This window comes from Verrucomicrobium spinosum DSM 4136 = JCM 18804 (assembly GCF_000172155.1).
Lineage (GTDB): Bacteria > Verrucomicrobiota > Verrucomicrobiia > Verrucomicrobiales > Verrucomicrobiaceae > Verrucomicrobium > Verrucomicrobium spinosum.
Genome location: NZ_ABIZ01000001.1, coordinates 1371092 through 1396750, shown reverse-complemented (window position 1 = coordinate 1396750; position 25659 = coordinate 1371092). Strand labels below are relative to the sequence as shown.

The 25659-nt window shown below is 61.5% G+C and carries 21 protein-coding genes; 17 read left to right on the top strand and 4 right to left on the bottom strand.

What is annotated here, in order from left to right:
- Positions 1-401: 401 nt before the first annotated feature.
- From VSP_RS05510 to VSP_RS34025, 3 genes are all read left to right on the top strand, one after another.
- Positions 402-800: a cupin domain-containing protein gene (locus VSP_RS05510; protein WP_009959288.1), complete on the top strand. Its 399-nt coding sequence runs from the start codon at positions 402-404 to the stop codon at positions 798-800.
- A gap of 93 nt (positions 801-893) precedes the next feature.
- Positions 894-2096: a redoxin family protein gene (locus VSP_RS05505; protein ID WP_009959287.1), complete on the top strand. Its 1203-nt coding sequence runs from the start codon at positions 894-896 to the stop codon at positions 2094-2096.
- A 27-nt stretch (positions 2097-2123) separates the two neighbouring features.
- Positions 2124-2822 carry a tetratricopeptide repeat protein gene (locus VSP_RS34025; protein ID WP_009959286.1) on the top strand — a complete coding sequence of 233 codons (699 nt, stop codon included), beginning with the start codon at positions 2124-2126 and terminating at the stop codon, positions 2820-2822.
- Positions 2823-3182: 360 nt separating this feature from the next.
- Here the strand turns inward: VSP_RS34025 and VSP_RS41965 are convergent, their stop codons facing one another.
- Together VSP_RS41965 and proC are read right to left on the bottom strand one after the other, a co-directional pair.
- Complete coding sequence (locus VSP_RS41965) at positions 3183-3479, bottom strand: hypothetical protein (protein ID WP_044133435.1); 297 nt, start codon at positions 3477-3479, stop codon at positions 3183-3185.
- Positions 3480-3669: 190 nt separating this feature from the next.
- On the bottom strand, positions 3670-4473 hold the full coding sequence (gene proC / locus VSP_RS05490) for a pyrroline-5-carboxylate reductase (protein WP_029190205.1): 804 nt from the start codon (positions 4471-4473) through the stop codon (positions 3670-3672).
- A gap of 398 nt (positions 4474-4871) precedes the next feature.
- Here proC and dinD point away from each other — a divergent pair, with 398 nt between their 5' ends.
- From dinD to sufD, 7 genes are all read left to right on the top strand, one after another.
- Positions 4872-5714, top strand: a complete 843-nt coding sequence (dinD, locus tag VSP_RS05485; protein WP_009959281.1) for a DNA damage-inducible protein D — start codon at positions 4872-4874, stop codon at positions 5712-5714.
- A 29-nt stretch (positions 5715-5743) separates the two neighbouring features.
- Positions 5744-5908, top strand: coding sequence for a hypothetical protein (locus VSP_RS41960; RefSeq protein ID WP_009959280.1), 165 nt, complete (start codon positions 5744-5746; stop codon positions 5906-5908).
- Between the two features lie 9 nt (positions 5909-5917).
- Entirely contained in the window at positions 5918-6568 is a 651-nt protein-coding gene (locus tag VSP_RS05475) for a four helix bundle suffix domain-containing protein (RefSeq protein ID WP_009959279.1), read from the top strand.
- A 245-nt stretch (positions 6569-6813) separates the two neighbouring features.
- Complete coding sequence (locus tag VSP_RS34015) at positions 6814-7263, top strand: Fur family transcriptional regulator (RefSeq protein ID WP_009959277.1); 450 nt, start codon at positions 6814-6816, stop codon at positions 7261-7263.
- A gap of 63 nt (positions 7264-7326) precedes the next feature.
- Positions 7327-8067: a Fe-S cluster assembly ATPase SufC gene (gene sufC, locus VSP_RS05465; protein ID WP_009959276.1), complete on the top strand. Its 741-nt coding sequence runs from the start codon at positions 7327-7329 to the stop codon at positions 8065-8067.
- Positions 8068-8090: 23 nt separating this feature from the next.
- On the top strand, positions 8091-9506 hold the full coding sequence (gene sufB / locus VSP_RS05460; RefSeq protein ID WP_009959275.1) for a Fe-S cluster assembly protein SufB: 1416 nt from the start codon (positions 8091-8093) through the stop codon (positions 9504-9506).
- Between the two features lie 53 nt (positions 9507-9559).
- Positions 9560-10912: a Fe-S cluster assembly protein SufD gene (gene sufD / locus VSP_RS34010; protein ID WP_009959273.1), complete on the top strand. Its 1353-nt coding sequence runs from the start codon at positions 9560-9562 to the stop codon at positions 10910-10912.
- A 217-nt stretch (positions 10913-11129) separates the two neighbouring features.
- On the opposite strand, the gene VSP_RS05450 is transcribed toward sufD, so the two are convergent.
- Positions 11130-12290, bottom strand: coding sequence for a GTP-binding protein (locus tag VSP_RS05450; RefSeq protein WP_009959272.1), 1161 nt, complete (start codon positions 12288-12290; stop codon positions 11130-11132).
- A gap of 2653 nt (positions 12291-14943) precedes the next feature.
- On the opposite strand from VSP_RS05450, the gene VSP_RS34005 reads away from it, so the two are divergent.
- The 5 genes from VSP_RS34005 to malQ all read left to right on the top strand — a co-directional run bounded on the left by VSP_RS34005 (position 14944) and on the right by malQ (position 21060).
- Positions 14944-15186, top strand: a complete 243-nt coding sequence (locus VSP_RS34005) for a helix-turn-helix domain-containing protein (RefSeq protein ID WP_009959271.1) — start codon at positions 14944-14946, stop codon at positions 15184-15186.
- A 157-nt stretch (positions 15187-15343) separates the two neighbouring features.
- Positions 15344-16402, top strand: coding sequence for a hypothetical protein (locus VSP_RS05440; protein WP_157210748.1), 1059 nt, complete (start codon positions 15344-15346; stop codon positions 16400-16402).
- Positions 16403-16470: 68 nt separating this feature from the next.
- Positions 16471-17955 (top strand): hypothetical protein, encoded by a 1485-nt coding sequence (locus VSP_RS05435; protein ID WP_009959269.1) that lies wholly within the window; start codon positions 16471-16473, stop codon positions 17953-17955.
- Between the two features lie 947 nt (positions 17956-18902).
- The gene (locus VSP_RS34000; protein ID WP_009959267.1) at positions 18903-19310 is read left to right on the top strand and encodes a DUF7009 family protein; all 408 of its coding nucleotides are present in this window, start codon (positions 18903-18905) and stop codon (positions 19308-19310) included.
- A 214-nt stretch (positions 19311-19524) separates the two neighbouring features.
- Positions 19525-21060: a 4-alpha-glucanotransferase gene (gene malQ / locus VSP_RS05425; RefSeq protein ID WP_009959266.1), complete on the top strand. Its 1536-nt coding sequence runs from the start codon at positions 19525-19527 to the stop codon at positions 21058-21060.
- Between the two features lie 1476 nt (positions 21061-22536).
- Here malQ and tnpA read toward each other — a convergent pair.
- Complete coding sequence (gene tnpA, locus VSP_RS05420; RefSeq protein WP_009959265.1) at positions 22537-22983, bottom strand: IS200/IS605 family transposase; 447 nt, start codon at positions 22981-22983, stop codon at positions 22537-22539.
- Positions 22984-23775: 792 nt separating this feature from the next.
- Here tnpA and VSP_RS05415 point away from each other — a divergent pair.
- Positions 23776-24411: a hypothetical protein gene (locus VSP_RS05415; RefSeq protein WP_009959264.1), complete on the top strand. Its 636-nt coding sequence runs from the start codon at positions 23776-23778 to the stop codon at positions 24409-24411.
- Positions 24412-24435: 24 nt separating this feature from the next.
- Positions 24436-25617, top strand: a complete 1182-nt coding sequence (locus VSP_RS05410) for an AAA family ATPase (protein WP_009959263.1) — start codon at positions 24436-24438, stop codon at positions 25615-25617.
- Positions 25618-25659: the final 42 nt, after the last annotated feature.

Below are 25659 nucleotides of genomic sequence, written 5' to 3'. Positions count from 1 at the left end.
AGACACAAGACATGAGCCCGCCTTCGGCGGGAGACACCAGACTAGAAGACTCCAGACGCAAGACCTGAGACAGGGGCAGATGGAGGGGCTGAGGCAAGACGGACATCAAGCTTCATCACGCAGAAGCATCACCCCACCCCTCCCAGGGTCCGCCAGCAGGGTTGGAGTTCCGCATTTATGCGCTCAGGACACTACGACCCAACACGACGCTCCGCTCCTGATTCCCTCAAACGACAACCCCCCGCATCCATGCAAGCCAACCCAAGCCCCAAGACCCCTCCCCCTCCCAACACCTTGACCACTGCCCACTGCCCACTGACGCACTGACGCACTGACGCACTGACGCACTGACGCACTGGAAAAGCTTGTCCAAACCACCCACCTCGCTTCGTTTCATCATCATGTCCGTCGCCGAGTCTGTCACAGCCCCCGCCCCCACCACAGAGCCCCGTTTTGCCGTCGCCCAGTTGGATGAGATCCCGCCGACCCCCTGCCCCTGCGGCCAGGCACGTCGGGCGTTCAAGGAGCCGTGGAATACCCTCGCCAGCGTGCACCTCACGGACATTCACGTGGACAGCAAGCTGCACTACCACAAGAAGATGACGGAGATCTACATCGTGCTGGAGGGCGAAGGGCACCTGGAGATCGACGGCCAGATCGTCCCCCTCAAGCCCATGACCTCTGTGATGATCCGCCCCGGCTGCGTGCATCGCGCCGTGGGGAAACTTCGCATCATCAACGTGCCCATGCCGCCGTTTGACCCGGCAGACGAGTTTGAAGTCGAAGCAGGCGAATTATAAATTGAAAATTAGAAATTAGAAATTGCCCCCGGATCCTCACCCGCCGCGGCTCTGCATTCATTTATCATTTCTAATTTATCATTTAGAATTCCCATGAAGCTCCTCCTCACCTTCCTCATTCTCACTGCCGGGCTCGCCTCTGCCGCACCCGATGCCGCCAAGCCCAAGAAGTCCAACGGGCTGCCTGAAGATGCGCAGGAACTGGCCATCGGCAGTCCGGCCCCGGATTTCAAGCTCCCAGGCATCGATGGCAAAACGCACACGCTGGCAGACTACAAGGACGCCAAGCTGCTGATGGTCGCGTTCATCTCAAACCACTGCCCGGATTCCCAGGCCTCTGAGGAGCGCATCAAGAAGCTGGTGGCAGACCTGAAGGAGAAGGGCGCGAGCTTTACCCTGGTGGCGATCAACCCCAACAACCCGGCCTCGCTGCGGCCGGATGAGCTGGGGTACTCCAAGTACAACGACAGCTTCGATGAGATGAAGCTCCACGCCAAGGAACAGAGCTTCAATTTCCCGTATCTCTACGACGGTGAGGCGCAGACTGCCGCCAAGGCTTATGGCTGCCTGGCCACGCCGCATGTGTTCCTCTTCGATGCCGATCGCAAGCTCCGCTACAAGGGCGCTTTTGACGACTCCCGTTTTGCCGATCCCGCCACGGTGAAGACCCACGATGCCCGCAATGCCGTGGAGGCACTGCTGGCAGGCAAGCCGGTGGCCGTGGAGACCACCAAGGTGCACGGCTGCTCCACCAAGTGGCTGGGCAAGAAGGCCAATGTCGCTGAGGACGACAAGAAGTGGGCCCATGCCCCGGTGGATGTGGAGAACATCGATGCCGCCGGTGTGGCCGCGATCCGGAAGAACGGCACCAAGAAGGTGCGCCTCATCAACGTGTGGGCCACGTGGTGCATCTCGTGTGTGGAGGAGTTTCCTGAACTCGCCAAGACAGCCCGCAAGTTCGGCCTGCGTGACTTTGAGCTCATCACCCTGAGCCTGGACCAGCCGGAAGCGAAGGACAAGGTGAAGGAGTTTCTCGAATCCCAGGGCGCGGCGATCCCGGACAAGATCAAACCCAGCGTGAAGGCGGAGGGCCGCACCACCAACAGCTACATCTACACCGGCAGCCATGAAGACCTCATCAAGGCTCTGGATCCCGAGTGGCAGGGGCCCACGCCACACACCGTCCTGGTGGCTCCGAATGGCGACATCATCTGGCGTCACAACGGCGAGGTGGATGGTGAAGAGATGCGCGACGCCATCCTCAAATACATGGGGCGCTACTACAAGCCTGAGTAACACCTTTTCCTCTGCCCCCGTCCTCTTATGAATCTGCCTCAGTTCATCCGCCCTCTGGTACTCCGCGTTTTCCTGGGAGGCCTGCTGGCACTCCCTCTGGCCCTGCCCTGCGCCCTCCATGCGCAGGATAGCGCTGCCAGCAGTCTGGAGGCACAGTCAGACTCGTGGTTTGGCGATGGCGTGGCGCTCTTCTTTGCCGGGAAGGCGAAGGAAAGCGTGGAGGCGTTTGACCAGGCCATCAAGCTCCAGCCCGGCATCGCCCCGCAGCTCTGGCAGCGGGGGCTGGCGCAGTACTATGCGGAGGACTACGCGGGTGGCAGGAAACAATTCGAACTGCACCAGACCGTGAACCCCAATGACGTGGAGAATGCCGCGTGGCACTTCATCTGCGTGGCCAAAAAGGACGGTGCCGAAGTCGCCCGCAAGGTGCTGATCCCGATTGAGGGCGACACCCGCGTGCCCATGAAGCAGGTGCACGACCTCTTTGCCGGAAAAGGCAGCGAGGCAGAGGTGCTCAAGGCCGCCGCCACTGGCGAGAAAGGCAGCGAAGCCAGACGCAATCAACTGTGCTACGCCCATCTCTATCTGGGTCTGTACGAAGAAGCCCTCGGCAACGTGGACAAGGCCAAGGCCCACATGCTGAAAGCCGCCACGGAATACAAGATGGACCACTACATGGGCAAGGTGGCCCAGGTGCATGTGAAGCTGCGCTCTTGGGGCCAGTAGGTCGGTGCGTCGGTGCGTCGGTGCGTCGGTGCGTCGGTGCGTCGGTGAGTCGGTGGTCAAGGTGTTGGAGCCGATGCTGTCCGGGGTACAGGCTTCAGCCTGCGAAGATTCGATATTCCTCACACAAAGGCACGAAGGCACAAAGAAAAACCCAGTAACAACCAACCATCGCAAACTGGGTTGGAGTACCGACTTCAGTCGGCTCAGGAGTCAACTTGTAGGGCGACCGCTTCGGTTGCCGGACCATGAAAAAGCGGTGAGCCAGACACCTCTGCGTCCGACTCACCGCCAAACTTTACTTTCCTCTAACCGCTCACCACTTTTTACTTTTCACTCTCAACTTTTCACTTCACTCCTCCACTACCTCACCACAATGCCAATCCCGGGCAGATACACGCGAGCACGGGGCGGGTAGCAGTAGTCCCGGTAGTATGGACGGGAGTAGGACCGATTGTAGTACCCCGAGCCGTAGTATCTGGGCGTGCTGTAGTAGCGCGGGTAATGGTGATGATGGTGGTGGTACGGATGATAATGTCGATGGTGCTTGTGATGATGATGCTTGTGATGGCGGTGACGGTGATCACGCGCATCCGCTGACTGAGGCGCGGCGAAGCCAAGCGTTACGGCAACGGCGAGGAAGGCTAGAAGCGTTTTCATAGTTCTTCAGGGGTTTGGGTTGCTTCCCGTTCGACGGGCCAGATGAAGGTTTATTCATCCAGATGTTCCGTCTTTCCTGTTTCCCCTGATTCGCCCTTCCCCTGCCGCAGGCCGCTTTAGGCCCGGCTAAACGGAATTCGCCATCACCGTCTGGAGATGGCGAATGCCGCATCAGGATCTACCCCTGAGTCTATCGTGCCGCCAGCTCTTTGCTGCGCTCGGTGGCCTTGCGTACGGCCTGAATCAGTGCATTCCTAAGCCCTTGAGCCTCAAGCTGCTCCAGCCCGGCGATAGTGGTACCGCCGGGACTGGTCACCTCATCGCGCAGCACCCCGGGATGCTTGCCGGTTTCCAGCACCATCTGGGCGGCTCCGGCGACCGTTTGGGCGGCCAATTGCAGGGCGGTGGCGCGGGGCAGGCCCATCAAAACGCCGCCATCAGCCAGAGCCTCGATCACCGTGTACACATAGGCCGGGCCGCTGCCGCTCAGGCCAGTCACGGCGTCCAGCAGGTTTTCCGGCACTTCTTGAGCGGAGCCGACGGCCCCGAGCACGGCCTTGGCCAATGCCAGATCTTCATCGGTAGCCTGCGCACCGCGAGAGTAGGCGGAGGCACCGGCCAGCAGCAGGGCGGGAGTATTCGGCATGGAGCGCACCACCCGGGCCTTTCCACCCAGCCAGCCTTCGAGTTGCGCCAGCGTCAGACCGGCGGCGATGGAGAGGTACAGCGGGGCGGAATCACTTTGGGAGAGGCCTTCCAGCAGCGGCTTCATGTCCTGCGGCTTCACCGCGAGGATCACCACATCCGCATTTTCCGCGACTTCGGTGGGACTTTGGGCCACCTGCACCTCGGCGGAGACTTCCTGGAGCGCCGCCACGGCGGCAGGCACCTTGTCGTAGAGGATCACGCCCCTGGCCTCAGCCAGACCTGCCTTGAGCGCCCCGCGCAGCAAGGCTCCACCCATTTTCCCGCAACCGATCAGTCCAATTTTCATTTGTGACGGCATCTTGGAAGAGAACTGCGGAATGCCAAGCGAGAAAGGCGGGAGGGAACTCTTCTCCGCGGCGAAGACTCTGGCACCTTTGTCGCGATTCAGCCCACGTCGCATGAATGATGGCTGCACTGCCCATTTCTTCCCCAACACAACCTGCCTTCACTGATTGATCAAAGCAGCTCAACGCCCTCACAATCAACAGTTTGCACGCCTCCAATACCCTTCCGACTAGCGTTTTTCAATCATTTGCCGTGTGCGGCGTTATGATGCTTTAAAAGCTCAAACGAAAGGCCTCCCGCGAGATTGGCTAGGGGCTACTGCGATAGCGACCGGTTCATGCGAGCTTTTTACCCTATCAAGCCCGTGACGAAGAGCATTTTTCACATTAAAGCCCATCTATGAACACGGATCTCGTTCATTCCCTGACTGAAACCTTTGAGGGCCACGCACAGAAGACCGAAACCGGCGTGGAATATTGGCTGGCCCGGGATGTGCAGCACCTTCTCGGCTATGATGAATGGCGCAACTTTTCAGCCGTTATCTCAAAGGCCAAAGTGGCTTGTGAAGTCTCCAGTCATCGGGTTTCCGACCATTTTGTTGGCGTCAACAAAATGGTCGAACTCGGCTCAGGCAGCCAGCGGGAGATCGAAGACATACTTCTCACCCGCTACGCCTGTTATCTCATCGCCCAAAATGGCGACCCAAGGAAGCCCGAAATCGCCTTTGCCCAAACCTATTTTGCCATTCAGACGCGACGGGCGGAACTTATCGAGCAGCGACTGCTGGAAACAGAGCGACTCTCTGCGCGAAAAAAACTAAGCGCCACGGAGAAGGAGCTATCCCAGGTCATCTACGAGCAAACCGGAGGAAACGACGACTTCGCCCTCATTCGCAGCAAAGGCGACCAAGCCCTGTTTGGCAAAACCACCGAGGCGATGAAGGCCCACTGGAAGGTGCCGCAGGGCAGGCCCTTGGCTGATTTTGCCCCGACAATCATTTTGAAAGCCAAGGACTTTGCGACAGAGATCACCATTTTCAACGCCCGCCAGCATGAGATGAGCACCGAACACGCGATTTCCAAGGAACACATCACCAACAATTCAGCGGTGCGCAACACGCTACTTGAACGAGGCATCCGCCCTGAGTCCCTACCCGCAGCGGAAGATCTCAAAAAGGTGGAACGCCGATTGGTGAGCGATGAGAAGAGGGTTCTCAAAAAGCCGGACACACTGGAAGGCTGACATCGCACTTTCCAACGTCAATTTCTCGAATGACCCGCCTCCAGCAAATCCTCGAAAGCAAGGCTGCCTATCGCCGCCAGCTCGCCCGACGCCCCATCGCCGAGAAGCTTCGCATCGTCGAGGAACTCGCCGAACGCACCCTTGCTATCCGCAAGAAGCGCGTCCCTGGGAATCAGATCAAGTCGGAACCGTGAGGGGAGGCGATGAACGAAGAGCCCCTCATCCCGAAGCACGGCGGTTACCGAAGGCTGAAGAGCTTCCAGGTCGCGCAACTCTGCTACGACGTCACCGTGCGCTTTTGTGACAAGTACATCGAGAAGCGCAGCCGCACTCATGACCAGATGGTGCAGGCCGCCCGCAGCGGGGTGCAGAACATCGCCGAGGGCAGTGAAGCGAGCGCCACGTCCAAGAAAATGGAGCTCAAGCTCACCCAGGTGGCCCGGGCCAGTCTGGAAGAACTGAAGCTGGACTACGAAGACTACCTCAGGCACCGCAGCCTCACGCTCTGGGCGGAGAATGACCCGCGCCGAAAGGCACTGGTGGCCCGCCGCTGCACTACGGCGGATGAGGTGGCGGCTTGGGTGAAGGAGGTGGGTGGGCAGCAGGATGTGCAGCAGAAGGGACGAAATGGACCTGATGGACAGAATGGACCGACGCTACGCGGGAAGCCACCCGGCCCTCCGAAGGGCCTGACCTATGCAGAGCCCTCCGCCAACGCGGTGCACGTCCTCATCGGGGTGGCATGCTCCCTCCTGGACCGGCAGGTAGCCGCCCTGGCCGCCGCCTTTGAAAAAGAAGGCGGCTTCACAGAGAGGCTCTACCGCACCCGGCAGCAGCGCCGGAACCGCCCCTGACTCCCCACGTCCATTCAGTCCATTCAGTCCATCCCGTCCATCCCGTCCATCCCGTCCATCCCGTCCATCCCGTCCATCCCCCTGACCATCAACCCCTGCTAACCAATAAAGGGCAAATCCCGATGCAGATCAGATCATCCCGGCACAGCGGGCACGCGTAGCTTTCTTAGAATGATTATTGATCTCATTCCAAAACTGAATAACGTGTGGTCCCAGCATTGCATCCATTGCAGCTGGGCTTGCCCATGAAAGCCAACCTGCCAGGACATGATGAACCCGCGCTGCCGGCCGATCTCCGGATGACCCCGCAGCGAGCCGTGGTGCATGAGGTGGTGAAAGCGTCTCACGACCATCCCACTGCCACAGAGGTCTTTATGCGTGCCAAGGAGCATGTGCCAGCCATCTCACTGGCCACGGTGTACAACTGCCTGGACACGCTCGTGGCACACGGGCTGCTCAAGCAGGTCAATCTGGACCGCGCCTCCTCCCGCTTCTGCGCCAACATGAATGATCACGTGCACTTCCACTGCGACCAATGCGGTGCCGTGGCCGATGCCCACCCGATCAACAACCTGCCCATTTCCACCCTCTGGAAACTGCCGGAAGGCAGCCGCGTCACCCGCCTGGACATCGCCATCCGTGGCTTTTGCCCTGAGTGCGTGAAGAAAAATGCCACCGCCAAACCCCAGGTTTGACCTGCCTGCCCAGTAGCTTCCCGACATCCCTGTTCCTGTTCCTGTTCCCTTTTTCATCCATCCATGAGCCTCCTGATCCAAGACCTGCACGCCTGCATCCCCGACCGTGAAATTCTCAAAGGGTTCTCCCTCGAAGTGAAACCTGGTGAAGTCCATGCCATCATGGGCCCGAACGGTTCCGGCAAGAGCACCCTGAGCAAGGTGCTGTGCGGTCACGAAGACTACGAAGTGACATCCGGCAGTGTCACCCTGGATGGTGAAGACCTCCTGGCCATGGAGGTGGATGCCCGCTCCCGCGCCGGCCTCTTCCTGGCCTTCCAGTACCCCTTTGAGATCCCGGGCGTGAGCAACGCCAACTTCATCCGCGCCGCCCTCCAGGCCCGCCTGCCCAAAGGCGAGGAGCTCGATGCCGTGGCCTACTACAAAAAGCTCTACAGCCGCATGGATGAGCTGGAAATGAGCCGCAGCTTCACTGCCCGCTCCGTAAACGAGGGCTTCTCCGGCGGGGAGAAGAAACGCAACGAGATCCTCCAGCTCATGATGCTGGAGCCCAAGTACTCCATTCTCGACGAGACCGACAGCGGCCTGGACATCGATGCCCTCAAGGTCGTCTCCCAGGGCGTGAACTCCATGCGCTCACCGGAGCGTGGTTTCCTCGTCATCACCCACTACCAGCGCCTGCTGGACTACATCAAGCCGGACATCGTCCACGTCATGGTCGAGGGCCGCATCATCCGCAGCGGCGGCCCGGAACTGGCCCTCGAGCTGGAAGCCAAGGGCTACGAGCTCACCCACGCGGCCTAAGAACCCCCAAATCCTGTACGAACATGAGTGTTGAAACACCAGACATCGCCGACATCAGGGCGGATTCCGTGGGAGACTTCTACTTCCCCGAGAATCACGTTTATGATGCGGGCTACGGTCTTTCAGAAAAGACCATCGACTACATCTGCGACGTCAAGAACGACCCCGACTGGGTGCGTGAGTTCCGCAAGAAGGCTCTGAAGGTCTTTGAGGAAAAGCCCATGCCCACCCACTGGGCCACCACGGACCTCAACAACATCAAGTTCGAGGAATTTCGCTATTACCTCGCGGGTGACCGCAAGGCCAAACGCTCCTGGGACGACGTGCCCGAGGAGGTGAAGAAGACCTTCGAACGCCTGGGCATCCCTGAGCAGGAGCGCAAGTTCCTGGCCGGTGTGGAGGCCCAGTATGACAGTGAAGCCGCCTACTCCAACGTGAAGAAGGTGGTGGAGGAGCAGGGTGTGATCTTCATGAACAGCACCGAAGCCCTCCAGCAGCATCCGGAGATCTTCCGCAAGTGGTTTGGCAAGGTCATCCCCACCGGGGACAACAAGTTCAGCGCGCTCAACAGCGCCGTGTTCAGCGGCGGCTCGTTCATCTACATCCCCCCGGGCGTGAAGGTGAAGCACCCGCTCCAGGCCTACTTCCGCATCAACAGCGAGCAGTTTGGCCAGTTCGAGCGCACGCTCATCATCGCGGATGAGGGCGCAGAGGTCATGTACATGGAAGGCTGCACCGCCCCCAAGTTCGAGACCGCAACGCTCCACAGCGCCGTGGTGGAGCTGGTGGCCATGAAGGGTGCCAAGATCCAGTACGTGACCGTGCAGAACTGGAGCAGCAACGTCTTCAACCTCGTGACCAAGCGCGGCATCGCGCATGAGGACGCCGAGGTGCGCTGGATTGACTGTAACATCGGCAGCCGCCTGACGATGAAGTATCCCGGCGTGGTCATGAAAGGCCGCCGCGCCCGCGGTGAGGTCATCAGCATCGCCCTGGCCAACACCGGCCAGCACCAGGACACCGGGGCCAAGATGATCCACGCCGCGGATGAGACGACGAGCAACGTCATCTCCAAGAGCATCAGCATCGGCAAGGGCCGCGCCACCTACCGTGGCCTGGTCCACATCCCGAAGCACCTCAAGGGTTGCAAAAACAACACCGAGTGCGACGCCCTGCTCATCAACTCCAGCAGCCGCACCGACACCTACCCGGCGATCAACGTGCGCGGCAACGAGCACGCCACGCAGCATGAGGCCAGCGTGAGCCAGGTAAGCGCGGAGCAGATCTTCTACATGCAACAGCGCGGCCTGAGCGAGGCAGAGGCCATGAGCCTCTCCGTAAACGGCTTCATCAACGACCTCGTGCGTGAGTTCCCCATGGAATACAGCGTGGAGCTCAAGCGCCTGATCGATCTCGAAATGGAAGGCTCCGTAGGCTGATCCAGTCCACCCTCCCGCCCATTCCCAACCCTTTTCCCCATCAACCATAATCCATGAGCGTTGCTGCGCCCATCGCCGAACCAGAAATGGAGAAGCCTTCATCCCCTCCCCTGTCATCCGCACCGACCGAACTGACGCCCGACTTCAGCAAGCTGGAGGACGCGCCGGAATGGTTCCAGTCGCGCGCCCGGGCCGCTTGGGAAGAGTTCCAAGCCCTGCCCATGCCCGGTCTCAGGGACGAGCACTGGAGGTATTCCCAGTCCAAGAACCTCAGTCTGGACGGCCTGCATCTGGCCGGTGAGACGACCGAGGCCGAGAAGCAGGCCGCCATGGAAGGCTCCAAGGGCCTCAGCCACGTGGCTGCCCGTCTCATCTTCCTCAACGACCGCCTCATCCACAGCCAGACGGATGGTCTGGAGCACGGCGTCGTGGTCCTGCCCTTTGCCGAGGCCCTGCGCACGCACGGAGACGTGCTTCAGCAGTACCTCATGAAGCGCAAGGCGGATCTGGGTTCCGAGAAATTTGCCGCCCTCCACCTGGCCCACGTGCGGGCCGGAGCCGTAGTCCTCGCGCCGAAGAATGCGGTGCTCAAGGCCCCCATTGAGATCTTCCATTGGGTTTCAGGGGTTAACAGCCTCGTCTTCCCCCACACGCTCATTGTCGCCGGCGATCATGCCCAGGTGACGGTGCTGGACCACCACGCCTCCCTGCGTGATGAGGTGGCCCAGAGCGTGGCCGTGGCCGACTTTGTAGCGGGCAATGGCAGCCATATCACCTATGTGAACTCGCAAGAGCTTGCCGACTCCGCCCGCGCCCTGCACATCTCCTCCACCACGGTGGCACGGGATGCCCAGGTGAAGGCCCTCCAGCTCCAGCTCGGTGCCTCCTTCGCCCGCAGCGAAAGCGTGAGCGATCTCGCTGGCGAAGGTTCCCGCAGTGACATGCTCGGCGTCAGCCTGCCCTTCAGCAGCCAGATCGTGGACATGCGCACCCTGCAGAACCACCTGGCCCCCCGCACCTACAGCGACCTGCTCTACAAGAACGCGCTGTATGACAAGACACGGACCATCTTCTCCGGCCTCATCAACGTGGCCGACGGCGCCCACTACACAGACGCCTACCAGAAGTGCCGCAACCTGCTCAACAGCGCGGACAGCGAAGCCGTCTCCATGCCCGGCCTGGAGATCAACGCCGACCAGGTGAAGTGCAGCCACGGTGCCACCAGCGCCCCCATCAGCGAAGACGAGCTCTTCTACCTGAAGGCCCGCGGCATTCCCGACCAGGAGTCCCGCCAGCTCATCGCCATCGGGTTCGTGGAAGACGTCATCAGCCGCCTTGGACACGAGGAGCTGATCGAGTCCCTGGACCGGCGGATCGAGGAGAAATTCGCACGGCAAGCGGCCTAAGAGAGCTTCTGTTTAACCACAGAGGCACAGAGAACACAGAGACTGAAACTGAGGTTTAGACAGAATTAACAGAATTTACGGAATTAGGTTTAGCTTCCTGCGAGGGGCGTCTTCACCCACGGCCGTAGCTTGAAATCCAATTTTGTTAATTCCGTTAATTCTGTCTAAAAAATCATTCCTCTGTGTTCTCTGTGCCTCTGTGGTTCAAATTTATTTCCTAATCCCCCGGCGCTTCACTATCTCTGTGCGTCGGCTCGGGTTTGCCGGGGCGGAAGTGTTCTTCATGGTCCAGTGTGCTCTTTACGCCGGGATAGATTTCACCCGCGATCACCAGGCTTACCTTCACGGCCTTGAGCAGCTCCGCAGGGTCAGTCTCGGCCCGCAGGTTCAGGATTAACTGACCGCCGGTGCTGGGCTCATCCAGCGTCATGCCCGTCTCCGCCACGTTGTCATTGCGCACCAGGTTCACGGAGGCAATCTCGCCACCGATGCCGTCATCAGGGCTGTAGGTCATTTTCAGGTGGGCCACTTCTGCCTGCTGCACGGCCAGCTTCTCCTGGATGGCCCCAGCCAGGCAGCGGAGGTACCCGTTGGCATCGAACTCGTCTTCAGCCACCAGCGTGACCGTGGCGTTCAGCCAGCCCAGCAACGCCTCGCCATCGGCATAGACCTCGTAGTCCAGCTCCATGGGCGCGCGGTTGCCTGGCTGGGCCTGGCTGGAGAGCGTGGCGAACCAGCCTTCCAGACCGCCTTCTTCACGCGCCGAGGCGTCCACGGTCTTTGCCTGGGGGAACGCCTTCTGAAGAGCCTCCGTGAGCTCCACGAGCTGCTCCGGGGTCAGGAGGTCGCGCTTGTTCACCACAATCACATCCGCCTCCTCAAGCTGCTTCTTGTAGATGTAAGTCACCTTGGAGGAGAAGTTGCCGCCCGCATCCAGCCCCAGCACGCGGCGGGCCCGCACGGGATCCACCAGCACGCTCAGCGGGGCGATGGAGTACGACTCGCCGTACATGCGGCGCAGCGGGTAGGTCACCGTGGCCACCAGATCCGTGCAACTCCCCACCGGCTCGGCGATGAAGACATCCGGCTTGGTGGCATCATTGAGCTTCGCGGCGGCATCCACCAGCGTGTTGAACCGGCAGCAAAAGCACCCGCCCGCGATCTCCTCTGTGGCAAACCCCTGCGTCCGTAGCAGCTTCGTGTCCACCAGGCCACCCGCCTGGTCATTCGTGATCAGTCCCACCTTCAGCCCCTGATCCGTCAGGTGGCGGGCCAGCTTGCCGATCGCCGTGGTTTTTCCCGCCCCAAGGAATCCGCCGATCATGATGTAGCGGGCCTTGGTCGGGGAGGAGGTGGGGGTGGGGGCAGGGGCGCTCATGAAACTCTGGGTCAGTGGGCAAGGTTGCGGACGAAAAAGAGAGGAGCAAAGCAGTACGCCGCGCAGGTCTCAAGCTTTCTGGTTGCGCCAGGGGGCAGGAACGTGAAAAAACGCAGGCCAAAGCAGCAACTCCCAGGCTCTTCCCTCTTCCCTATCCCCCACCTGCGACACCATCGACACCCTTTTTGGACTTTTTGCCAAAAACGATGTTTTTGCTTACATCGTTGTATTCTGCTGTGCTTGAGTGAGTTACGGGTAAAAAATGCGACACACATTGAGTCAGTGCGTCAGTGGGCAGTGCGTCAGTGCGTCAGTGCGTCAGTGCGTCGGTGCGTCGGTGCGTCGGTGCGTCGGTGCGTCGGTGCGTCGGTGCGTCAGTGGGCAGTGGTCAAGGTGTTGGGAGGGCTGGGGAGGCTTGGGGCTTGGGTTGGCTTGCATGGATGCGGGGGGGCTTGTCTTTCGAGGGAATCGGGGGCGGAGCGCTGTGTTGGGTCGTAGTGTCCTGACCGCATAAATGCCTGTGCCATCCGGGAAAAGCTGGTCAGGTCGATGATTCGCCTTTGGCGAACGAGCTGAGGGCTGAAAGCCCGGCATGATAGCAGCCTTGGGCAACGCCCAAGGTAGGCGTTCGTTTTAGAGGCTGAGGGCTGTAGGCCCGACGTCATTCAGGGATGCTCGTCATAGGCAGACTTGATGAGGCCGGGCCTTCAGCCCTCCGATTCTCTTTCAACCCCTAACCTGGGGCGTTGCCCCAGGCTGGTATGACTCCGGACCGTTGGTCCTCAGTTTCATTCATGCAACGGCGTTGATCGCTCTGCCCAACCTTTTCCCTGATGGCATTGGTCCCGCATGCGGGACGGAACTCCAACCTTGCTGGCGGACCAGGGAGGGGTGAGGTGATGCTTCTGCGTGGTGAAGCTTGTTGTCCGTCTCGCCTCAGACCCTCCATCTGCCCCTGTCTCAGGTCTTGTGTCTGGAGTCTTCCAGTCTGGTGTCTCCCGCCGAAGGCGGGCCCAGGTCTTCTGTCTGGTGTCTGGTGTCTGGTGTCTCCCAGTCTTCTGTCTCCCGCGCAGCGGGTGATGCCGGAGGCATCCCAGCCATTAGCCGGAAGGTTGAAGGAGCGGAGCGACTGATACCTCCGGTTGGAAGACACGGAGGATCCCACCCCGGCAGGGGTGGCAGCAAGGTCCCAGTCCAGTGCGTCAGTGCGTCAGTGCGTCAAGGTGTTGGGAGGGCTGGGGAGGCTTGGGGCTTGGGTTGGCTTGCATGGATGCGGGGGGGGCTTGTCTTTTGAGAGAATCGGGGGCGGAGCGTCGCATTGGGACATGGCGTCCTGACCGCATAAATGCGGAACTCCAACCCTGCTGGCGGACCGGGGAGGGGTGGGGTGATGCTTCTGCGTGGTGAATCTTGTCGTCCGTCTCGCCTCAGACCCTCCATCTGCCCCTGTCTCAGGTCTTGTGTCTGGAGTCTTCCAGTCTGGTGTCTCCCGCCGAAGGCGGGCCCAGGTCTTCTGTCTGGTGTCTGGTGTCTCCCAGTCTTCTGTCTCCCGCGCAGCGGGTGATGCCGGAGGCATCCCAGCCATTAGCCGGAAGGTTGAAGGAGCGGAGCGACTGATACCTCCGGTTGGAAGACACGGAGGATCCCACCCCGGCAGGGGTGGCAGCAAGGTCCCAGTCCAGTGCGTCAGTGCGTCAGTGCGTCAAGGTGTTGGGAGGGCTGGGGAGGCTTGGGGCTTGGGTTGGCTTGCATGGATGCGGGGGGGGCTTGTCTTTTGAGAGAATCGGGGGCGGAGCGTCGCATTGGGACATGGCGTCCTGACCGCATAAATGCGGAACTCCAACCTTGCTGGCGGACCAGGGAGGGGTGAGGTGATGCTTCTGCGTGGTGAAGCTTGTTGTCCGTCTCGCCTCAGACCCTCCATCTGCCCCTGTCTCAGGTCTTGTGTCTGGAGTCTTCCAGTCTGGTGTCTCCCGCCGAAGGCGGGCCCAGGTCTTCTGTCTGGTGTCTGGTGTCTGGTGTCTCCCAGTCTTCTGTCTCCCGCGCAGCGGGTGATGCCGGAGGCATCCCAGCCATTAGCCGGAAGGTTGAAGGAGCGGAGCGACTGATACCTCCGGTTGGAAGACACGGAGGATCCCACCCCGGCAGGGGTGGCAGCAAGGTCCCAGTCCAGTGCGTCAGTGCGTCAGTGCGTCAGTGCGTCAAGGTGTTGGGAGGGCTGGGGAGGCTTGGGGCTTGTCTTTTGAGGGAATCGGGGGCGGGGCGCTGTGTTGGGTTGTAGTGTCCTGACCGCATAAATGCGGAACTCCAACCCTGCTGGCGGACCAGGGAGGGGTGAGGTGATGCTTCTGCGTGGTGAAGCTTGTTGTCCGTCTCGCCTCAGACCCTCCATCTGCCCCTGTCTCAGGTCTTGTGTCTGGAGTCTTCTAGTCTGGTGTCTCCCGCCGAAGGCGGGCTTCGCATTTTTCAGTCACAAGTCACTCACGCACATCCACTTGCAACAGAATGCCTAAAAACATCGTTTTTGGCAAAAAGTTCAAAAAGGGTGTCGATGGTGTCGCACCTCCCCCCGGGCAGGAGGCCCTTGCTCAAAAAAAGCGCGCACCTCACAGTTCCCCCTTGTGCGGGACCCGAGCTTAGCGCACATTGCTCAATGGTTGTTAATGCGTCTGACAGTGCATCTCAGGGTGGGGAACAGCTTCTGACCAAACCGGAGGTCGCGCGGCTCCTGCGGGTGAGATCGAAGACGATCGAGCGGTTCATGAGCCAGCGCGATCTTCCTTACATCAAGCTTGGGCGTCTCGTGCGCTACGAACGCGCGGCGGTGGAAGCGTTCAAGCAGCGGCTTACCGTAGGCGCGACGAACAGCCCGGGCGGCACCGCCCCCGGCGTCTGATATTTCCTTTATCCCCACACCCGGCCACAGCGGGGGGCCAGCCAGAACTTCATCACCCGGGCGACCCCACCGCACGGGCATGGGATGGCTTTGCCCATGGCCCGCGCCCGGTTCTCCATTCAGCAAAAGCAAAAACCAAAACCTCATCTTGATCTTGATGATGACCTCTCACGCGCCCAGCCCCCGCTCCGGCAGCCCCTCCGCCCTCCGGCCCCCTATCCCTGTGGAAGACCGGGCCTGGCAGTACATCTCCCGCATGCCGCCTTCGATCCAGGGAGAAGGCGGCAGCACCGCGCTCTTCCGCGTGGCCGTGGTCCTGGTGCGTGGGTTCGATCTCTCTGCGGAGGCCGCCGCGCCGCTGCTGGAGCACTGGAACCGCGCCTGCTCCCGCCCGCTCTGGACGGAGGCCGAGCTCCGCCACAAGCTGCGCGATGCCGCCCGCAGCGGCCAGATGCCCCCCGGCCACCTCCTGCGGGAGGATGAGGAGGCAGGCGGCCGCCGTCACCCCCCCGGCCCACGAGGTAGTTTCCTCCACCGCCCCCTCCCCCCGCCTGCCGCTCCGGCGGATGCCCGCACCGCCGCGGAGCAGCGGGCGCGGCACACCTTCTTTCCTCTAACTCCGGCGGAGGAGGGCCGCATCGCCACGCTGCGGCACGTGACGCCGGACATGGTGCATCTCTTCAAGAACAAGCGGCTCCTGCGCAACACGCGCGTGGGCGACCACACCTGCTGGTGCCTCGTGGAGGGCACCTTCGCCCAGGCGCGGCGCTATGACGGCGGCCTGCTCAGCACCGGGAAGGGCCCCACCAAGGCCAAGACCCTGGCGGGCTCCCGGGGCAGCTTCTTCGGTCGTAGTTTCCTCATCCGGAACCGCCCCCCGGTCCTGCTGGTGGAGGGCGTCGTGGGGCTGCTGGAGGCGGCCTCCGTGATCGATCTGGCGGATGCCCCATGGGTGCCCCTGGCCGCCGTCACGGCGGGAGCCTCCTTTACACGGGATCCCCAGACCCTGGAGTTGCTGCGCGGTCGCCGCGTGCGCATCCTGCCTGATGAGGGTGAGGCCGGGAGAAACGGCGCCGCCACCTGGCATGCGGAACTGAAGATGGCCGGGGCGGAGGTGGATGTCATCGCGCTGCCCGCCATCCGCAATGATCTGGCCCTGCTGCTGGCCGACCCCCACCATCACGCCCGGACCCTTCAGCATCTCTTTGCCGACTGAGCCCTGTGTCCTCACCTGCCGTCGCCTTCTCCCAGCCACTTTGCATCGCCTCCCATCACCCTGATCCCATGTCCCTGACAATCACCGAGCCCCATCAAACCAAAGCTAAAGACAAAGACAAAGACAAGGCCCATGCCAGAGCAAAAGCCAGGGCACGAGCGAAGGCCAAAACCCCAACCCTGGACCCGGAGATCCGCCGCGACATCACGGCGGAGATTGTCAACAGCCCCGCCCACCACCGGGCCCTGCGGCGGAGCAATGCCGCCTGGTTTGATCAGGTCTGGTATGACACGTACCGGAAGGAATACCTGGTGCTGAATCACAACGGCGACTGGTTCCCCGTGCAAGACGGGACCCTGCGCCGCCACTGCAAGGTGCGCGGCATGCTCACAGCATCCGCCAAACACGAAGTTGCCTCCGAGTTCGAGGAATACGCGACCATGGTGCAGAGCCACCGCCCCGTGGGTTATGCCGGACCCCTCGCCGGGCACTGCAAAGGCCTGCGCCGGGTGAACGGCCAGATGATTCTGGTCACTACCGATCCCTGCCTGCCCCAGCCCATGCCAGGCCCGTGGCCGGTCATGCATGCGCTCATCGAAGGGCTCTTCGCCAGTCCAGAGCATGACCAGCGCGTGTACCTCTACGGCTGGCTGCAATGCGCCATCCAGGCACTCCACGCCCACTGGCGGAAGGCAGGCCAGGTGCTCGTCATGGCGGGACCGGTGAAGAGCGGCAAGTCCCTGTTTCAGAAAGTGATCACCCAGCTCCTGGGCGGTCGCGAATGCCGCCCCTACGGCTACATGACGGGTGCCACAGACTTCAATGCCGACATGTTCGGCTGCGAGCACCTCCGTCTGGATGATGAGAACGGCAACACCGACATCAAAGCCCGCCGCCAGTTCGGCGCGCGCATCAAGGAGCTGCTCTACGGCCATGAACAGCGCCTGCACGGCAAGCACAAGGATGCCCTCCTGCTGGACCCCGTCTGGCGCATGAGCGTGGCTCTCAATGAAGAGCCGGAAAACATGCAGGTCCTGCCTCCCCTGGATGACAGCCTGGAAGACAAGCTCATGATCCTGCGTGCCGCCCGCTGCCCCATGCCCATGCCTACCGGCTCGCTGGAGGAGGAATCCGCCTTCTGGAGCACTCTCATGAACGAGCTGCCCCACTTCACGCACTTCCTCTTGCATGAGTTTGAGATCCCTGCCGCCCTGCGGGACAGCCGCAGCGGCATCCGCCACTGGCACCATCCCGAGCTCCTCCAGTCCATCCGCGAGCTTTCCTCAGAGGTTCGTTTCCTCGCCCTGGTGGACCGCGCCCTGCTCACCCTCCACCTGCAGGAATGCTGGGAGGGCACGGCCAACGACCTGGAAGCCCAACTCCTCGCCATCCCCGACGTCCGCTCCGAAGCCCAGCGCATCCTCTATTTCCCCAATGCCTGCGGCACCTTCCTCGGCAGACTCGCCAGACTGTGCCCCGACCGCGTCCAGCATCAGAATACGCGGGCCCAACGTGGCTGGAAGGTGCTCCCTCCAGAAAGCCATCGCCCGTGACAAAACTGCCCAGATCACCCGGAGACAACCGTCCTGCGTGCGATGGAGACTCCAGGGATCTCATCACGGATGGTAGAACTCACTTCGGAGTTCAAGCCCATTCGCCCATGTACCCAAGGTGGCGGCTCGTACCTCGCCTTACCCTGGGCTGCTCTGTTTGACGCCCTTGGCGTCAGCTCAGTTTCAGGTCTGGCGTCTTGTGTCTTCCAGTCTTGTGTCTCCCGCGCAGCGGGTGATGCCGGAGGCATCCCAGCCATTAGCCGGAGGTCGAAGGAGCGTAGCGACTGATACCTCCGGTTGGGAGACAAGGAGGATCCCACCCCGGCAGGGGTGGCAGCAAGGTCCCAATCCAGTGCGTCAGTGCGTCAAGGTGTTGGAGCCGAAGTTGTACGGAGTACAGGCTGCAGCCCAATGCCATCAGGGAAAAGTGGAGAGGTCGGGCATCTCCCTTTTGTGAAAGTATTGAGGGCTGAAAGCCCGGCATGATAGCAGCCTTGGGCAACGCCCAAGGTAGGCGCTCGTTTTAGATCTTGAGGGCTGTAGGCCCGACGTCATTCAGGGATGCTCGTCATAGGCAGACTTGATGACACCGGGCCTACAGCCCTCATGGGTAGTTTGGCCATCTATCCCTGGGGCGTTGCCCCAGGCTGGTATGAACCCGGACCTTCGGCCCTTCTAAAAGGGGCTCACCAGTTACAGTCGTGGCGGTTGCACCATCGCGGCTCCGAGGCGCGCCAAGGCAAAACAGCAAGACGATGCGTTTTCCCTGATGGCATTGGGCTTTAGCCTGCGGGAGACTGGACAACTGAAGCGGTTGTCGTGAGTTGAAGCAGGACTCTGGGACGCCATGCCCCTGTTTCAAGGCCTCCTCCCGTCTCAGGTCTTCTGTCTTGTGTCTCCCGCGAAGCGGGCCTTGATATACTCAGGCGATTATATAACCTACGGCCATGAAACTTCGCCTCCGTGGAGACTCGCTCCGACTCCGGCTCACCCAGACGGAAGTGCTGGCACTCCGCGACCAGGGCTTCTGGCAGGAAGCCACCACGCTGGGAGCCTCCTCAGGCCCGCGCCTGGCCTATCGCGTCGAGTCCTCCCCCAGCGGCCCCCCGTCCGTCCAGCATACCGCTGACTCCCAAGGCACCACCGTCACGGTCATCCTCCCCGCCGCCGAGGTCACCACCTGGGCGGACTCCCCCAGCCAGGTGGGGATCTATTTTGACGAACCCTGGGGCCTCAAGGTGGCAGTGGAAAAAGACTTCCGCTGCCTGGACCCGAATCGCGACGAGGACGAGTCCGACAACTTTACCAACCCCAACGAAGGCCATCCGCACTTGGACACCTGTGACAGTGACTGAGGTGCTTGGTTCGTAGTGCTTGGTGCTTCGTGCTTGGTTCGAGGTCCGGCCCGCTCATCACTCCATCACTCCATCACTCCATCACTCCAGCCTGAAGTTTGAAGCCTGATCTTCCCACGCATCCAGCCCGCTGGAGACGAACGAGTTAAAAAAAGCAACGCCGCTGCCCCTTTTCGCCGCTTGCACGGCACGGCTGTTGCGCTCTTGTGACTTTATGCTCCCACTCTCCCGCTCTGCCGGCATCCTGTTGCATCCGACATCGCTGCCTGGCCGGTTTGGGGTAGGTGAGATCGGGCCGGGGGCAGAGCTGTGGCTGGAGTCGCTCCATCGCATGGGGCAGAAGGTGTGGCAAATCCTCCCGCTGGGCCCCACCGGCTACGGGAACTCCCCCTACCAGTCCCTCTCCAGCTTCGCGGGGAATCCCCTCCTCATCAGCCTGGATGCGCTGGTGAAGGACGGCATGGTGACCCCGTCCGACCTCCATATGATGCCGGAGTTCCCCGATGAGCGGGTGGACTTTGGCTCCGTGATCGAGGTGCGCATGGCCTTTCTCAAGAATGCCGCCCGCCACTTCATCAACCAGTGCAACGCCAGCCCTCTGCTGGCTCGCGCCTTTGAGGTCTTCTGCCAGCGGGAGTCCGACTGGCTGGACGACTGGGCCATGTTCATCGCCCTGAAGGAGGAGCACGACAGCAAGCCCTGGACGGAGTGGCCCCGCGAGGTGGCCCTGCGCGAGGACGTGGCCATGGCACAAGTCATGTCCTCCCTGGAGGCGGAGATTGAGGAAGCCAAGGCCCTGCAGTTCCTCTTCCACCGCCAGTGGAACAAGCTCCGCATCCGCGCGCGGGAGTTGGGCATCGCCATCGTGGGCGACATCCCCATCTTCACCGCGCATGACAGCGCCGATGTCTGGGCCAACCGCGAGCTCTTCTCCCTGGATGAGAATGGCAATCCCACCGTCATCGCGGGCGTGCCGCCCGACTATTTCAGCGAGACCGGTCAACGCTGGGGCAACCCGCTCTATGACTGGCCCAAGCACCTGAAGACCAACTTCAACTGGTGGAAGTCCCGCATGCGGAAGACGCTCGCCCTGGTGGACGTGGTCCGTATCGACCACTTCCGGGGCTTTGCCGCGTACTGGGAGATCCCCGCCAGCGAGGCCACTGCCATCAATGGCAAGTGGGTGGAGGCCCCCGGTGATGCCCTCTTCAACTCCCTCAAGGAGGAGATGGGAGAGCTCCCCATCATTGCGGAAGATCTGGGCCTCATCACGCCCGATGTGGTGGAGTTGCGAGACAAGCATGGCCTTCCCGGCATGCGCGTCATGCAGTTCGCCTTTGGCCCGGACACCGTGACCCCGCTCTACGATCCCTCCACCTACCCGGAGAATAGCGTGGGCTACACCGGCACCCATGACAACGACACCGTAGTGGGTCTCTTCCGCAGCGAGGCAGGCGATGACAGCACCCGCACGGCGGAGGTCATCGAAGCCGAACGCCGCACCATCCTCACCTACACCCAGACGGACGGCAGCGAGATCCACTGGGACTTCATCGAGCACGTCTGGAAAAGCCAATCCCAGCTCGCCATCTGCCCCCTCCAGGACGTCATGGGTCTCGGCAGCGAAGCCCGCATGAACATCCCCGGGAAAAGCGGCGAGTTCTGGAACTGGCGCTTCACCTGGGACCAGCTGACTTCCGCATTGGAAGCGCGTCTCCGTGAGGTCACGGCGCGGCACGGACGCGTTTAGCTTCCAGTGGGCAGTAGGCAGTGGGCAGTGGTCAAGGTGTTGGGGGTGAGATTGTGGGGAGGATGCGATGTCAGCTTGCGGGGGTTTCGTGCATGGCGCTTGGTTGGCACTGGTGACGGGGCAAGGCTGTCACCAACGCATTCTGGATGCCGGAGGCATCCCAGCCATTAGCCGGAGAGTGAAGGAGCGTAGCGACTGACACCTCCGGTAAGCAGAAAGAAATTTGCATCCCGAAGGTGATGCCAGCAAGGTCGCAGTTCCAGTGCGTCAGTGCGTCAGTGCGTCAGTGCGTCAGTGCGTCAGTGCGTCAGTGCGTCAAGGTGTTGGGGGCGCGGACGTGGGAGGATGTGGTGTCGGCTTGCGGGCGGGTCCGTGCTTGATGCTTGATGCTTGATGCTTGGTTGGAGGAAGAACTCCCCTCCCCTCCAATGGCAGGGATCAACACGAACAACATCCGCGGTCCCCGTCATGGACGCATTTGGATGCCGGAGGCATCCCAGCCATTAGCCGGAGAGTGAAGGAGCGTAGCGACTGACACCTCCGGTAAGCAGAAAGAAATTTGCATCCCGAAGGTGATGCCAGCAAGGTCGCAGTTCCAGTGCGTCAGTGCGTCAGTGCGTCAGTGCGTCAGTGCGTCAAGGTGTTGGGGGCGCGGACGTGGGAGGATGTGGTGTCGGCTTGCGGGCGGGTCCGTGCTTGATGCTTGATGCTTGATGCTTGGTTGGAGGAAGAACTCCCCTCCCCTCCAATGGCAGGGATCAACACGAACAACATCCGCGGTCCCCGTCATGGACGCATTTGGATGCCGGAGGCATCCCAGCCATTAGCCGGAGAGTGAAGGAGCGTAGCGACTGACACCTCCGGTAAGCAGAAAGAAATTTGCATCCCGAAGGTGATGCCAGCAAGGTCGCAGTTCCAGTGCGTCAGTGCGTCAGTGCGTCAGTGCGTCAGTGCGTCAGTGCGTCAGTGCGTCAGTGCGTCAGTGCGTCAAGGTGTTGGGGGCGCGGACGTGGGAGGATGTGGTGTCGGCTTGCGGGCGGGTCCGTGCTTGATGCTTGATGCTTGGTTGGAGGAAGAACTCCCCTCCCCTCCAATGGCAGGGATCAACACGAACAACATCCGCGGTCCCCGTCATGGACGCATTTGGATGCCGGAGGCATCCCAGCCATTAGCCGGAGAGTGAAGGAGCCTAGCGACTGATACCTCCGGTAAGCAGAAAGAAATTTCCGACCCCGAAGTGGGTCGCAGCAACGTCGCAGGCCCAGTGCGTCAAGGTGTTGGAGCCGAAGTTGTACGGAGTACAGGCTTCAGCCTGCGGGAGACTGGGCCACTGAAGATTGTCGTGACCTGAAGCAGGACTCTGGGATGCCATGCCCCTGATTCAGAGCTTCCTCCCGTCTCAGGTCTTCTGTCTTCTGTCTTCTGTCTTCCAGTCTTGTGTCTCCCGCGCAGCGGGTCGCAGCAACGTCCGCCCTGTCAATCAAGGTATTCCGGCTTGAAGGCAACCCCCGCTTTGACCAGCATTTGCACGAGCTCCTCCCGGAACGATTTCACCCGATGATGCTCCTGCTGCTGTGCAATGTACTCTTTGACCGCTTCCCGTGAAGTGGCGCTGACGGAGAATGCTGAATACCCTTCCTGCCAGGCGAAATGGCCCAGTCCGACCTCTTGGTGCACCCATATGGAGGATGCCTTTTTCAACTCCCGCATGAAATCGGAGAGACAATGCGTGGGTTTCAGGCCGATCAACAGATGCACATGATCATTGATGCCTCCGACCCCCTGGCAAAATCCGCCGAGTCCTTGCACTGTACCGCCTAAATACTCGTGCAATCGGGGAAGCCACTCGGCACCGATCAGGGGCTCCCGCTTCTTGGTACTGAAGACAACATGGTAGTGCAGGGAGACGTAGGTGCCGGACATGTTTGACGATGCGTGGAGAAAGAGGATCTTGCTGGCATCCCCTTCGGGATGCAAATTTCTTTCTGCTTACCGGAGGTATCAGTCGCTCCGCTCCTTCAACCATCCGGCTAATGGCTGGGATGCCTCCGGCATCACCCGCTGCGCGGGAGACACAAGACTGGAAGACACAAGACAGAAGACCTGAGGCGGGAGGAAGCTTTGAATCAGGGGCATGGCGTCCCAAAGTCCCGCTTCAGGTCACGACAACCACTTCAGTGGCCCAGTCTCCCGCAGGCTGAAGCCCGTACTTCTCACAACCCCACCCCCAACATCTTGACGCACCGGAGCTGCGACCTTGCTGCCACCCCTACCGGGGTGGAAATGTCCTTTTCTACCCTTCCGGAGGTATCAGTCGCTCCGCTCCTTCAACCGTCCGGCTAATGGCTGCGATGCCTCCGGCATCCAGAATGCCTGCCTCATGCCAGTGCCAACCGCACCAAGCACCAAGCACGGCCCCCCGCAAGCCAACACCACATCCTCCCATCGCACCACCCCCAACACCTTGCCCACTGACCGCGCCACGCACTGACGCACTGACGCACTGACGCACTGACGCACTGACGCACTGACCACTGACCACTGACCACTGACCACTGACCACTGACCACTGACCACTGACCACTGACGCACTGCCCACTGACGCACTGCCCACTGACGCACTGGCTCCCCGCCCCGCCCCAGCACAGCCTCGCTTTTTTCCACAACCGCAACTGCCCAGTTGCCTCCCGCCTCCCGGAGCGGGATACTTTCCGGGTGATCGAATTTCTCCAATCCCTCCTCGATCAGGGCTTCGCTGTGGTGAAGCTTGGTCCGGCCGACCCGGCGACCCCCGAGGAGCTGGCGGAAGTGCTGGCAGAGTTTGACCAGCGCCAGCGTGACCACCTGGCGCACGAAGCCCCCCCATTGGACCTTCCTGCCGCCTCTTGGGCCGCAGGGCTGCTCTACCAGGCGATTCACCTGCTCGCCGCGCGCGACGTCGATGCGGTCGGCATGGAGGTCATCCTGTCCGAGCCCTGCCCCGTACCGCGCAGCGCCCCGGTGGACTACTCGGTGGACCTCCTCTTCCAGCACCTGCCGGATGTCGCCAAGTTCGCGAGCCGCATGGCACCCGATGATCCCCTGGTGGGCCGGATCAAGAAGCTGGGAGCCGCCTGGCCGCTCAGCTCCGTGGGCATGATGCTGGCGTCCTGGAACGGGGTGAAACCCATCGTGAATCACCCCTGCCTCCTCGCGCTCTACACCGACCGCATCCTCCGCACTGCCGATCTGGCGCGCCTGGAGGAGCCCGCCGTCCGACAGGCCGCAGAGGAGGTCGTGGGGGCTTATCCTGATCTCAGTCCCAAGGTGGCCCAGCATCTGCGCTTGCCACTGATGGACGTTCCGCTTTGAATTAGAAAAAACGAAATTATCTTCATGACATCGCCTGATTTTTCAGACGCGTCGCACATCGCCGCCCGCCTCCAGACAGAGGTATTGCAAGGTCTCCGCCAGTCGTTTGTCGCCAAGGATGAGGTCGTGGACCTGCTGGGCGTCTGTCTCGCTGCGGGGGAGAATCTCTTCATCCTGGGTCCGCCCGGCACGGCCAAGAGCGCGCTTGTGCACGCTCTGGGACAAAGGCTGCGGGGGGATACCTTCTCCTACCTGCTCACGCGTTTCACGGAGCCCAACGAACTCTTTGGCCCCTTCGACATCCGGCGTCTGCGCGAGGGGGATCTGGTGACCAACACGGAGGGCATGCTCAGCGAGGCGTCCCTCGTGTTCATGGATGAGCTTCTCAATGCCAACAGCGCCATCCTCAACAGTCTGCTCACCGTCCTGAACGAGCGCGTGCTGCATCGCGGTCGCGAGCGCCTGAAGGTGCAGGCCCTCATGTTCGTGGGTGCCAGCAACCACCTGCCGGAGGAGGACGCCCTGCGAGCGCTCTTCGACCGCTTCCTCCTGCGGGTGCGCTGCGATGCTGCACCGGAGGACCGTCTCATGGAAGTGCTGGACGCCGGCTGGCGGCTGGAGTCCACCCCGCCGGAGATGTCCTCCCTGGGGCCGGAGCACATCCGCCTCATTCAGCAGGCCACATCCCGGGTCTCCCTGAAGCCGGTGCTGAAGGACTATGTGGACCTCGTCCACCGCATCCGCCACGCAGGCATCGCTTTCTCAGACCGACGCGCCGTGAAAGTGCAGCGTCTGGTGGCCGCCAGCGCCCTCCTCTGTGGCCGCATGGAGGCCCGCCACTCTGACCTCTGGGTGCTGCGCTACCTCTGGGATCGGGATGAGCAGATGGAAGTGCTGCGCTCCCTGGTTCAGGAATCTACCAGCCGGGGTGACGACACCTCCGATGCCACCGATCATCCGCGAGCCTCTGCCAGCGGGCACCCGGATGCCGAAGCCCTGGCCCGCAGCCTGACCTGGCTGGAAGGTCGTCTGGAACCCGGTGCCGCCGCATCAAGCCAGGCCTACCTGCGCGACCGCCTGGCCATCCTGGAAGGCAGCGTGCAGTGGGTGCAGCGGACCGACCAGCGCGAATTCCTCCAGTCCCGCATCCATCAGCTATGGGGTGCCCTGAAGGAGAAGGAACCCGAAGCGCTGGCCGGTGTCTGATGTCTTGACCGATTGCCTCTCCCATCGCCAAAACCTCCCGCC